We start from the raw sequence: 12,802 nt of genomic DNA, 5'->3' as shown, positions 1-12,802 counted from the left end.
GAATAAATACAAAGGTTGATGTGAGAGCATCAACCTTTTGTTTTATCTAACATATACTGATACCAATCGTAGTAAATAACTAATCATCCTAGCTAGTTAAAACGCTCGATAACTGCGTTAGAATTTTTGATTGTAGAGTAACTACTTATCAAAAGAATCTGCCTTGTTCTCAAACCTTTTTCCTGCGCTATTTCTGATCATTTACTTACTGTGATTGGTATGACTTCAAGACATCGAAATGGATAATAATAATGAGCTTTGAACTTAACCCACAGTTAGCAAAAGACACCACGCTTATCGGCGAATTTCCACTAAGCTTGGCACTGCTAAGCAAAGACAGTGCAGTGCCTTGGGTTATCTTGGTACCAAAACGTGCCAACCTAAAAGAGTTGCATCACTTACCAATGAAAGAACAACAGCAGTTCTTGCTTGAGTCTCAAGCGGTAAGCCAAGCATTAGAAGCAACGTTCCAACCAGACAAGTTAAACCTAGGCGCGCTAGGTAATATGGTGCCTCAGCTACACATTCACCATATTGCACGCTTCAAAGATGACATCGCGTGGCCAGGTCCTGTATGGGGTAACACCAAAGGCGAACAACGCAGTGAAGAAGATCAAGCAGCTGTCCTGACTCGTATTCAAAATGTTCTGTCACTGAGCTCTATCTTCAAGAAAGCGTAATTCGAATATCTCGTTAAACTTTAAAGCCTAACAGTTCAGAAAAGACACATAACAAAAAGCCGCTTATCTAAAATAAGCGGCTTTTTTAATTTTCTAGCCTCGCCGTTATCAACGAGTGTATGTAGCTCTGAACTACATCATCACGTTAAGCGACAAACCATCTTGTTTACTGATGGTATAGCGAATACGCGTTGTATGACCATGTTTGTTGGTATCGACCAAGCGAGAAACTTTTCCTTTCTTGACCCACACACTCAGCATCGCATCGACGCCATCTTCACTCATGCCAAACTTTGCAGCGAGCTCTTTGCGAGCCGCAACGCCTTGGCTATCAATGTATTGATGAAGTTCAGTTAAAATCATACGACTTGCACCTCTAAGGCTTTCTGCTTACTGCCCACTTTCTTGAAGACACGATACGTCACCACAAAACCACCAGCAATCGCCACCATCCATACTGCACTTGTCACTGGATGGGCAGCAAAGTTTGCTGCTTGGTAGTAGAAGGTCGCACCAAAGTACCCAAGAGCCATCGTCCAAACCGCTATGAAGCGTGCAAACATCTGACCAAATTCACGAACATAAGCACCCATCGCTGCCACACAAGGTGTGTAAAGCAGAATAAGAATCAAGTAAGCGAATGCAGCATGCCCTGACACGAATTTATCTTTCAAGTTACCAAAGATAGAGGTATCCACTTCTTGATCAGCCGCCACAGAACTTGAATCAGACAAATCACCAACTTCAATACCTAGAGGATCTGAATAACTCAAGCCAGATAGGTTTTCAGGAATGGTCATTACCGCTTCTTGCAGGCTTGCTGCTAAATCAAATTCAGCCGCTTCTTCATCGGATGGTGTTGTATATAAACTGTTTAATGTACCCACCACCGCTTCTTTAGCGAAGATACCCGTAATAATACCAACCGTTGCTGGCCAGTTATCTTCCGTAATACCAATCGGTTGGAATACAGGCGTTACAACTTGAGCCGCTTTAGACAACACAGAGTTTTCGCTGTCTTCATTACCAAAGCTGCCGTCCATACCTAGCGAGTTCAAGAAGCTCAGGATTGCCACAACCATTACGATAGTTTTACCTGCGCCAAGTACGAAACGCTTCAGTTTTTGCCACGTTTTAAGCATTACGTTTTGCACTGTCGGCAATTCGTAATCTGGCATTTCCATTACTAAGCTATCGCTGCTACCTGGATAGATGGTGTTCTTAAGGAACAGACCCGTAAACACAGAAGCAACAATACCCATGATGTACAGAGCGAATACCACGTTTTGTCCCGCGCCAGGGAAGAATGCTGCTGCGAACAGTGCGTACACCGGAAGACGAGCACCACATGACATAAACGGCGCCATTGATGCAGCCAGTTTACGTTCGCGTTCTTGGTCAAGAGTACGCGTCGCCATAATTGAAGGCACGTTACAACCAAAGCCCAGTACAAGCGGTACAAATGCTTTACCCGGTAAGCCAATCTTCTGCATTACTTTATCAAGTACAAATGCCGCACGAGCCATGTAACCCGAGCTTTCGAGTACAGCTAAGAACAGGTACAGTGCAGCGATAACAGGAATGAAAGTCGCAACCGTTTGAACACCACCGCCGATACCATCAGCGAGTATGGTTACTAACCAAACAGGTAAGTGGCCATCCAGTAAGTGGTGTCCACCATCAACTAATATTGCCCCTACACCAATATCGAAGAAATCGATAAACGCACTACCAATATTGATAGAGAACATGAACATTAGGTACATGATGACGAAGAAGAAAGGAATACCGACCCATTTATTCAAAATGAATTGGTCTGCTTTCTCTGTAAAGTTGCGGCTTAGCTTACCTTCGCTGCGACGAACACGTTTACAAAGGTCGTGTAAGAAAGTGTATTTTGCATCAGCAACAGCGAGGTCGATATCAAACTCAGCACTAAGACGCACACTATCAATTTGGGTGCGAGTGTGAGGGGCAAGCCCATTTAATACCAAGTAATCATTTTCTAACGCACGAATAGCCAAAGCTCGGTGAGAAACATCAGCATCATCGAACTGTGATTCAACAGAAGGAATCAATGCCTCTAAAGCTACGTCGTAATCAATAGAAATAGGATCAAGGCTCACACCTTGAACAAGCAGTTTATGAAGACGCTCTTTAAAGCGAACCACTTGACCTTTGTCGTTTGCAGACAAACTTAGCACAGGGCAACCTAGCTCTTTCTCTAGCGCTTTAAGATTAATCACCTGACGTTCACGCTTTAACACATCCATTTTGTTCAACACAACGATCATTGGGCGCCCCAACTCACGTAGCTGTAATGTCATGTATAAGCTTCGTTCTAGACAGCTAGCGTCGACAACATTGATGATAACGTCAGCTGGATGAGTCAAAACGGCACGAGACGCGATAGATTCATCAATACTGTTAGCATCATTACCACTATCAAGAGCGTAGATACCTGGAAGGTCAGTCAGTTGAAACTGATCGCCCGCATGCGAATACAAACCCGTTTTCTTTTCTACGGTTACACCAACCCAGTTACCAACGTGCTGTTTCGCACCAGTCAGTGCATTGAATAATGTTGTTTTACCACTATTAGGGTTACCAACGGTAAGAACTTGATAATCCATTTAGATAACCTCGATTTGTTCTGCAATGCTTTCACGAATGGCAATTGAAACCCCTCTCACTTCAACTTGAAGCGGATCACCCATAGGTGCGCGACGAATCAACGTCACCTCGGTTTTTGGCAGCATCCCCATAACCATTAGTTTTTTTCTAACGTCCGGTGTTAGGCCTGTTAGTGCAACAATAGAAGCCGCTTTTCCTTGCTCGAGTTGTGAAAGTTTCATAAATACCCAATTCGTGACTGATAATGAGAAAGATTGTTATTAACAGCCATGATACACATACATGACCACAATTCTATTGTGTGAAATCAAAGTTTTCGGAAATACATACTCGTAAATTTCGTTAAAAACGTTTACGTCAAAAACGTTACTTTCAACAATTAGCGAGAACTACCTCACGAGTACCGCCCAATCAAAACCAAAATAAATCATTAAATATCAACAACTTAATACAATGTCGGTTTTCTCACAGATATCTGGCGTTAATTTTATAAGTAAAATAAGTAACTCACCGTATAGTTTCTCCATCGAAGAGAAATTACTTCTCTTTAATTTTATTCCAGAGGTGGTGTGGTTTCCATATCACTCCGGCAGCAAGCGAAGGTGTCCTTGGCACCCGTGGTATAGTCCCCCCGGCTATGCCACGATATTTTTTTTCTTTCCTTAATTTTGTCACTTTCCACCAAAAATCGTTAGAACTCCCAACTCCAAATATCTTTCGTATCTTCCGTATCTTCCGTATCTTTCGTATCTTCCGTATCTTCCGTATCTTCCGTATCTTCCGTATCTTCCGTATCTTCCGTATCTTCCGTATCTTCCGTATCTTCCGTATCTTCCGTATCTTCCGTATCTTCCGTATCTTCCGTAAAACCCTAAAAAAGCCCCGACATGAATGTCGAGGCTCAAGGTGTCTTTATTGACCTTTAGACAGGAATAAACCTGCGGTTGATTACTCTTCGTTATTTTCCGCAAACTTAGATGGAGACATGCCAAAGTGGTGCTTAAATCGCTGGCTGAAATAAGAAGGGTCATTAAAGCCAGAATCGAACGCGACGTCTGACACCTTTTCTCCGGCCAATAACCTTTCACAAGCATGCTCTAAGCGAACTTGATTAAGGTGCTCTTTGAATGTCTTGTTGTAAGCCGATTTAAAGCGTCGTTGTAAGCTTCTCTCGGACATGAACAAGTATTTAGCAGCTGTTGCAGTGCCAAACTCCGCATCAGCGTAATGTTCACTAACAAGCTGAGACACTTTATTTTTCCATTCTTGTTCTGCCGTCAGTTTTTGTTGCTCTGGTGACGAAGCGGCAAGCTTAATCGTTTCAATCTGTTCTATTGTGCTTGCTTCAAGGTCATCCAAAACCTGATATTCAATTGGCCATGAAAGCTGAACCTTGTTTTGAGAATCAGAAACAAAAGCGTTGAGCTCGCCACCGCTTTGATTGATTAACAAAGGTAGTTTCTCGATATTAAGATCAGTCGACTTTCCATTACTTTCATTAATCGATGAAGCCAATTTAGGAAAAGGCATACCATGATCGCGAATGGTCACGACTAAATGCTCTTCAACCTCTTCAACCAATACCACCATACTCTGCGATTTAAAATTTCTCTTAATGATACTCGCAACTAAGCTATTAAAAATGATATCCAAATTGAAATACAACAACGACACATGCCTATGCTTGGTTTCAACGTTAATATAGAGCTCAATACCCGCTTTAGCTAGATCACCTTTCCACGCTTTAAGCACAGATTCCAATACTAAAATTACATCGCAACAGACTGTCTCTGAACCTTCTTGGCTATTGGTCAATTGGGCGAGCCCGTTCTTCAACGTCAGGATTGGTGACTGACCTTGGTCATCGTTCCAACTAGGTAACATCGCAGCAATCTGAGTCACTTCATCAGATAACTCCTTCGCTGTATGTGAGACCAAAACATTTTTGACCAACAGCTGTTTCTTGAGTTGTTGATTGGTCGTCAATAAAATACGACTTTGATGTCTCAGCTGGTCCGTTTTTAATGCAACTTGCGCTTTCAAGTGTCTGTTGGCAAAAGTGACATAACGCGAACGCCAAAAAACAAGAACAGTCACCAATCCAATTAACATCGTAAGAGAACTAGCTACAGCCCAATTACTCAAGTACCAAGGCTCAGCAATTGAGAAACTTTGGGTTGTAGACACAAATCGATAATGAGAATCTTTCACCGGCTTAACTTCTAGCGTGTAATCACCTGGGAGCAAATGATCCAGTGTTAACAAACCACCTTCAAATTCGCTCCACGGCTCGTCATCGGTGAGCCGATATTCCATCGCAGGCGCGAATGTCGCGGGTAAAATACCAAGCTTAAAGCCAATCGATGAACCGTAAGGCACTTCCTCTAGGTCAACTGTTTTACCACCAAGTGATACAGTTTGCTGATCAACACTTATCTTACTGAGTAATGCTCGGCTATGAGGTGTGGTCGAAACCAATAACTCATTGGACAGTGCTGTAACCACACCATATTTTGAGCCTAAAACCAACCGAGATGATTGATTCTCATCACTGTAAAACAGGGCACACGCACCAGCAGTCAGTTCATTAGTGATCAGACCAAATGGCGAACCAATATGTTTGAGTAATTGCCCATCAAGCCCGTAGTAACTTACACCTTTCGAAGACCCTAACCAAACACCGTTATCATCGCTGATCAAGCAATTTGGGCTAATGTTATCTTCAATAAGAGCAACCTCTTCAATGACGTTGGTGTCATGAGGCATTCGATACACCCCATAACTACCCGCGAACCACTGTGCGCCATCTTTGGCCTGTTCGATATCAACAACTTTACCAAACCGCTCACTCAAACGACTGAAGCTAATTCTCTTATCAATAAAGGAATAGAATCCGTGATCTGTACCAATATAAAGACTGCCTTGCAAACCCATATTAAGGTCAGTAATTTTCGCTGGCAAAAACTTATCAACCAACCAATCAGTGCCATAACTGGTGAGAGCCATAGTATCAAGCAACAATGAATAAAGGTTTTGCCCCGAACTCATCCAGAGCACATTGTCAGCTTGAAGCGCAAAGTTCTCAATGTGGATACCCTCAACAGCTCTCGGTAAGTTGAGCTCTTGAAGTTCTAATGTATTGGTATTAATACTAATAATACCGTTTTCTGTTGCCAGCCAGATTGAAGTATCAAAAACCTCTAAGTCCTTTACAGGTTTTTGATAAACACGAACTGGGGGGGCTTCACTTTGAGAGTCGACTAAATACAGCCCCATCGAAGATGCAACCCACGATAGATTATCATTCACAGGCTGTATCCTATTTATCACCACGCTGCTGGAATGCATTCCCATTCCTGTTAGCGGCGTTCTAGAGAATGTCTTACTGAATAGTGAAAAATATCGAATACCATTATTGGTCGCAACCCACATTCCCCCCGCATGGTCATTGATCAGCGAATATATTTTCTCGCCTGGCAATGAGAAATCTTGATTGGCAGCTTGATCAAAACGTGTAACTTGACCAGTAATAAAATTATAGCTAACGAGCCCGTGCTCTGTACCTATCCAATATTGATCAGACGTTTCAGCAAGAGACAACACATGTGAACCTCGAACAAATATCTCTTTATCTGGATCAGCAAGATCAACAATGACCGCACCATTTAAAGTCCCAATAATGAGTTCGCGTCTAGTGTTCGAGAAATAAACCGTCTCAATGTGGTGCTTGTCTGATGCGGCAATGTGAGTAAACTCTTGATTTTCTGAAAGATAAACTCCAGAACTCGTCGCTAATACCCATTTAGACAACACACGCTCTGCGTCATTAATTACGATGTCACTGCTATTGTTATATCGATACAGCTTGAGTAATGAATAAGTGTTGAATTCTAGAGATTGCGTATTGTAAGTATAAAAATTGCTACCATCAGTCACCCAAATATAATCACCAGATACACCGATATTAACGATCTCAGCACCGGGGCTTAGACTAAACGCGAGCTCATTACCGATACCTGGGGTATGTCGATAAACCTCGTTATCGAAAAAACTCCAAAATTCATCGTTGAGAAACGCCACTTTTTCTGAAGAAAATTGTAGAAGACTGCCCTTTCTCGGTAGCAGGGTACGACCATCGTAAAATAGAACTTTTCCATGCACATCGTGGATCCAGAGACCTCCTCCAGCCCCGAGATATAGGTTTTTGGCCGCAAGAAAATTCCCTTGTGCTTGAACAGGCAAAGGATAGAAAACAGAGGGTGATGTATTTACCGCTAGAACGCTAAATGAAACACTCATTAACATGAGCACTTTGAAGATAATCTGATACAACTTTTAATCCTGAACAGCAACAACACATGAAATTTCAGTAGCCGCAATGGTTCACCACTGCTTGAACATAAGCTGAGTTTTTTTGTGATTATAATTATCTTTCTATTTTAGCGGAATTTAACGAGGGAGAAAGGAGGTTTACGATTTGTTGAAAGGTTTTATCTTAGCGGTCACGAAAATGCCGCAAAAAAGCGGCATGATTCATGAATTATCGGGAACAAAGTAAGGTAATGACTACTTTATATTAATTACTCAGCACTTAAGCAGCTTGTGTAACTATCTGTAAGTTGCTGAAGAAAATCGAAATAACTTCCACTCTTCACTTCAACACTTGAACCTACCGGGTCAAGTTGCCCTTGCTTCGCATTACTTCCACGAGTTACCGACTCAATCACAGCAGGTGTAAATTGAGGCTCAGAGAATACACATTGGACATTGTCACGTACCAAAGTTTTCTTGATTGCAATCAGACTTTTAGCTCCGGGTTTACGTTCAGGACTAACCGTAAAGTGACCTAAGTTATTCAATTCAAATTCTTGTTCAAAGTAACCATACGCATCGTGGAACACGTAATAACCTTTATTTTTCACTGGTGCAATTTGGTCACGAATCGATTGTTCTTTATCTTTCAAAGCAATGAGGAATGAATCTAGGTTCTCTTGATACGCCATCGCGTTATCAGGATCAGTTTCAATCAACTTAGCTGAGATATATTTAGCGGCGACTTCAACTTGATCGATACCTAGCCAAAAATGTGGGTCATGGCTACCATGGTTATGTCCTTCATGCGCGTCGTGGTCTTCATGCCCAAATTCTCTCAAGTTAATGCCAGGAATTGAACTGATCTTTATAACGTTTTCTTTCGAACCAATCACCTTAGTCAAAAAGGCTTCAAGGTCAGGACCGAACCAAATCACCATGTCAGCACTATGAACTTTTTTGACATCAGATGGCTTAAGCGCATAATCATGCGGCGAAGCATTACTGTTCATTAGCACATCCGGTTCACTAACGCCTTGCGTTAATTCCGTGACAATCATTTGAATTGGTTTAAAACTTGTTAAAATAGTATTAGCACTTGCAACACTTGGCGCTAAAAGCAAAGTAGCAAGTATAAAAGATGAACGTGACATAATCCCTCGATAATAGAAAAGTAGCTTAGGCTTGAGGTAAATGTTACATTATAACATTAGCGAATTGCAAATGAGTTCTATTCATGGATAACTTAATCCAACTAGATTCTGTGAGCGTCGAATTTGACGGTCGAAAAGTTTTAGACAACATATCTCTAAATTTAGAGCGTGGCAGAATCACTACCCTAATTGGGCCAAATGGCGCGGGGAAATCAACCTTAGTTAAGGTACTACTTGGGCTCCAGAACAAATATTCCGGAAAGATCACCAAATCAAAAAAACTAAAAATTGGTTACGTTCCTCAAAAGCTAAAGCTGAACGACTCTCTGCCTCTCAATGTAGAGCGTTTTCTTAAGCTCACCGGAAAATTCAGTAAACAAGAGATCCTAGAGTCTTTGATGCTAGTGGGCGCTGAACACCTGATGAAAAGTAACATGCATCAACTGTCTGGTGGCGAAAACCAACGTGTGCTGATCGCTCGCTCTCTTTTGAAAAGACCCGATCTGCTCGTTCTTGATGAACCCGCACAAGGTGTTGATGTACAAGGCCAAATCGATCTTTACGATCTGATAGATTCCATCCGTCACCGCTTTGGTTGTGCTGTGTTTATGGTTTCACATGACTTGCATTTAGTGATGGCAAAAACAGACGATGTGATCTGTCTGCATCACCACATCTGTTGCTCTGGTGCACCAGCTGATATCAAGCACCACCCTTCTTATATCGCGCTATTCGGTACCGCGGTTCAAGAGAGTTTGGCTTTCTACCACCACCAACATGACCACCATCACCATGACTTGGCCGGCCAGCCAGTTTCTGGAGATGTGCACGACTGCTCCAACCATAAACACGGACATCACCACTAATGCTTGAGTTTCTTCTACCTTCTATTCTTGCAGGCTTAGGCATTGCTCTTATTGCTGGACCACTGGGTTCGTTCGTAGTGTGGCGCAAGATGGCTTACTTTGGTGACACCCTTGCACACGCCTCTCTGATGGGCTTAGCGCTTGGCTTCCTGTTCAACATTAACTTGTACTTCGCGCTGCTGATCTGTTGTTTGATGCTGGCTGTGTTGCTCGTAACATTGCAAAAACAAAAGCTGGTCGCGACGGATACCCTACTCGGTATTTTGGCGCACAGTGCGCTATCACTTGGCTTGGTTGCTGTCAGCTTCTTAGACAATGTTCGTATTGATCTGATGAGCTACCTATTTGGTGACTTGCTGGCGGTATCTCCGACTGATTTAGTGTTCATCTATGCGGGTGCCGCTGTAATTGGACTGGTACTGGCTATCTTTTGGCGACCACTATTATCAACGACAGTTAACGAAGATCTCGCGGCTGTTGACGGTATAAACATTGATTTAATGCGTCTGATTTTGATGCTGCTTGTTGGTATCGTGATTGCTGTCGGTATGAAATTTGTGGGTGCGTTGATCATGACATCACTGCTAATCATTCCAGCAGCAACTGCAAGGAAGTTTTCTAATACACCGGAACAGATGGCGTTCCTTGCTTCCATTATTGGCTCTATCTCTGTATTCGGTGGATTAAGCTTGTCTTGGTTCTATGACACGCCTGCTGGCCCGTCTGTGGTTATCAGTGCGGCTGCGATGTTTATGCTATCTCAGATGGTTAAGACCCGAGCGTAATCATACGATTCGTATCTCGTATCTCGTATCTCGTATCTCGTATCTCGTATCTCGGGAACATAAAAAAGCTTGGTCAGTGACCAAGCCTTTTTTATATCGTTCAGTTAACTTCTATCTCATTCGATAAAAGTTAGCTGATTACCAACCTGTGATTTCACGTAGGCCTTTACCGATGTCAGCAAGAGACTTAACTGTCTTAACGCCTGCTGCTTCTAGTGCTGCGAATTTATCTTCAGCAGTACCTTTACCGCCAGAAATGATTGCGCCTGCGTGGCCCATACGTTTACCCGGAGGAGCTGTAACACCAGCGATGTAAGAAACAACTGGCTTAGTTACGTTCGCTTTGATGAACTCAGCCGCTTCTTCTTCCGCAGTACCACCGATTTCACCAATCATTACGATTGCTTCAGTCTCTGGGTCTTCTTGGAAAAGTTTTAGGATATCAATGAAGTTTGAACCTGGGATTGGGTCACCACCGATACCAACACATGTTGACTGACCAAAGCCTTCATCTGTTGTTTGCTTAACTGCTTCGTACGTCAGAGTACCGCTGCGCGATACAATACCTACTTTACCCTTCTTATGGATATGACCAGGCATAATACCAATCTTACACTCATCTGGAGTAATAAGACCTGGACAGTTAGGACCGATCATGCGAACGCCAGTTTCTTCTAGCTTCACTTTAACGTCGATCATATCTGTTGTAGGGATACCTTCAGTGATCGTTACGATCAGTTCGATACCTGCATCAATTGCTTCTAGGATTGCATCTTTACAGAAAGGAGCTGGTACATAGATAACGGTTGCTGTTGCGCCTGTTACTTCTACTGCTTCACGTACTGTGTTGAATACTGGAAGGCCTAGGTGAGTTTGACCACCCTTACCAGGTGAAACACCACCAACCATTTGCGTACCGTATGCGATAGCTTGGTCTGAGTGGAATGTACCTTGACCGCCAGTGAAACCCTGACAGATTACTTTAGTGTCTTTGTTAATTAATACAGACATTATTTAGCCTCCGCAGCAGCAACAACTTTCTGAGCAGCATCTGTTAGAGATTCAGCTGCAATGATATCAACGTCAGAATTAGCAAGTACTTCGCGACCTAGGTCTGCGTTAGTACCTTCTAGACGAACAACTACAGGAACTGTTACGCCAACTTCTTTAACCGCACCGATAATACCTTCAGCGATCATGTCACAACGAACGATGCCACCGAAGATGTTTACTAGTACTGCTTTAACATTGTCATCAGAAAGGATGATCTTGAATGCTTCAGCTACACGTTCTTTTGTCGCGCCGCCACCTACATCAAGGAAGTTTGCTGGCTTGCCGCCGTGTAGGTTTACGATATCCATCGTACCCATCGCAAGGCCTGCACCGTTAACCATACAGCCAACGTTGCCATCAAGTGCTACGTAGTTCAGTTCCCACTGTGCTGCGTGTGCTTCGCGTTCGTCTTCTTGAGATGGATCGTGCATTTCACGTAGTTTAGGCTGACGGTACATCGCGTTTGAGTCGATGTTGATCTTGCCGTCTAGACAAAGCAGGTTGCCTTCGCCAGTGATTACAAGCGGGTTGATTTCTAGTAGAGCTAGGTCGTACTGAGAGAACATTTGGCCAAGACCCATGAAGATCTTAACGAACTGTTTAATTTGATCGCCAACTAGACCAAGTTTGAACGCAAGTTCACGACCTTGGTAAGCTTGAGGGCCAACAAGAGGGTCGATCGCAGATTGGTGAATCAACTCTGGAGTTTCTTCAGCGATCTTCTCAATGTCCACACCGCCTTCAGTTGACGCCATGAATACAATTTTGCGCGTTGCACGGTCAACAACAGCACCTAGATAAAGCTCGTTAGCAATGTTCGATGCTTCTTCAACTAGGATTTTTGTTACAGGCTGACCATTAGCGTCTGTTTGGTAAGTCACTAGGTTTTTACCTAGCCACTTTTGTGCAAACTCTTTAACGCCTTCTTTAGTGTCATGTAGCTCTACGCCGCCCGCTTTACCGCGACCACCAGCGTGTACTTGACACTTAACAACTTTCTTGGCTGTACTAATACGGCCTGCAGCTTCGAAAGCTTCTTGTGCTGTGTCACACGCGAAACCTTCAGGTACAGGCAAACCGAATTCTGCAAACAGCTGTTTGGCTTGGTATTCATGCAAATTCATTTTGATATTCCGTTTATTTTCCCTTAAGGGATTATTATTTCCATAACGACACAGTTTCCTGTGTTACGTCTGTAGGGTCTTCTCAAATCAACTGCTGTCCATTTTCTAATGGCTTTACAGTTCAATTGAAGGCCAGACGTTGAGCAGCCTAGCCTTTGAAACTTTTTACGTCTAGCTAACAGGGTTAACTAGACG

At 43.0% G+C, this 12,802-nt stretch carries 11 protein-coding genes; 4 read left to right on the top strand and 7 right to left on the bottom strand.

Features of this window, described 5'->3' with window-relative positions; genetic code table 11:
* The first annotated feature begins 251 nt into the window (after positions 1–251).
* Positions 252–680, top strand: coding sequence for an HIT domain-containing protein (locus SJY39_RS05830; protein WP_010436813.1), 429 nt, complete (start codon positions 252–254; stop codon positions 678–680).
* A gap of 132 nt (positions 681–812) precedes the next feature.
* On the opposite strand, the gene SJY39_RS05825 is transcribed toward SJY39_RS05830, so the two are convergent.
* Genes SJY39_RS05825 through SJY39_RS05815 form a run of 3 tightly spaced genes read right to left on the bottom strand, consistent with a single transcriptional unit; the run spans position 813 to position 3,535 of the window.
* Entirely contained in the window at positions 813–1,043 is a 231-nt protein-coding gene (locus SJY39_RS05825) for a FeoC-like transcriptional regulator (protein ID WP_010436811.1), read from the bottom strand.
* Positions 1,040–3,313: a Fe(2+) transporter permease subunit FeoB gene (gene feoB / locus SJY39_RS05820; RefSeq protein ID WP_010436809.1), complete on the bottom strand. Its 2,274-nt coding sequence runs from the start codon at positions 3,311–3,313 to the stop codon at positions 1,040–1,042. Before feoB ends, SJY39_RS05825 begins: the two co-directional genes overlap by 4 nt.
* A complete protein-coding gene (locus SJY39_RS05815; protein ID WP_004734203.1) occupies positions 3,314–3,535 on the bottom strand; it encodes a FeoA family protein in 222 nt (73 codons plus the stop codon).
* Between the two features lie 416 nt (positions 3,536–3,951).
* On the opposite strand from SJY39_RS05815, the gene SJY39_RS05810 reads away from it, so the two are divergent.
* Entirely contained in the window at positions 3,952–4,233 is a 282-nt protein-coding gene (locus SJY39_RS05810; protein WP_390241510.1) for a hypothetical protein, read from the top strand.
* Between the two features lie 29 nt (positions 4,234–4,262).
* Here SJY39_RS05810 and SJY39_RS05805 read toward each other — a convergent pair whose 3' ends face one another.
* Together SJY39_RS05805 and znuA are read right to left on the bottom strand one after the other, a co-directional pair.
* The gene (locus SJY39_RS05805) at positions 4,263–7,613 is read right to left on the bottom strand and encodes an AraC family transcriptional regulator (RefSeq protein WP_016793834.1); all 3,351 of its coding nucleotides are present in this window, start codon (positions 7,611–7,613) and stop codon (positions 4,263–4,265) included.
* A 281-nt stretch (positions 7,614–7,894) separates the two neighbouring features.
* Entirely contained in the window at positions 7,895–8,779 is an 885-nt protein-coding gene (gene znuA, locus SJY39_RS05800; RefSeq protein ID WP_016793833.1) for a zinc ABC transporter substrate-binding protein ZnuA, read from the bottom strand.
* Positions 8,780–8,862: 83 nt separating this feature from the next.
* On the opposite strand from znuA, the gene znuC reads away from it, so the two are divergent.
* A complete protein-coding gene (gene znuC / locus SJY39_RS05795) occupies positions 8,863–9,645 on the top strand; it encodes a zinc ABC transporter ATP-binding protein ZnuC (RefSeq protein ID WP_010436800.1) in 783 nt (260 codons plus the stop codon).
* Positions 9,645–10,430, top strand: coding sequence for a zinc ABC transporter permease subunit ZnuB (gene znuB, locus SJY39_RS05790; protein ID WP_010436798.1), 786 nt, complete (start codon positions 9,645–9,647; stop codon positions 10,428–10,430). The genes znuC and znuB overlap by 1 nt, the downstream gene beginning before the upstream one ends.
* Before the next feature lie 138 nt (positions 10,431–10,568).
* Here the strand turns inward: znuB and sucD are convergent, their stop codons facing one another.
* Both sucD and sucC read right to left on the bottom strand, forming a co-directional pair.
* The gene (gene sucD / locus SJY39_RS05785) at positions 10,569–11,441 is read right to left on the bottom strand and encodes a succinate--CoA ligase subunit alpha (protein WP_004734209.1); all 873 of its coding nucleotides are present in this window, start codon (positions 11,439–11,441) and stop codon (positions 10,569–10,571) included.
* The gene (gene sucC / locus SJY39_RS05780) at positions 11,441–12,607 is read right to left on the bottom strand and encodes an ADP-forming succinate--CoA ligase subunit beta (RefSeq protein WP_010436793.1); all 1,167 of its coding nucleotides are present in this window, start codon (positions 12,605–12,607) and stop codon (positions 11,441–11,443) included. Before sucC ends, sucD begins: the two co-directional genes overlap by 1 nt.
* Positions 12,608–12,802 lie beyond the last annotated feature (195 nt).

The organism is Vibrio sp. R78045, assembly GCF_042466085.1.
Lineage (GTDB): Bacteria > Pseudomonadota > Gammaproteobacteria > Enterobacterales > Vibrionaceae > Vibrio > Vibrio cyclitrophicus.
This window is presented reverse-complemented; position numbering and strand designations above follow the sequence as displayed.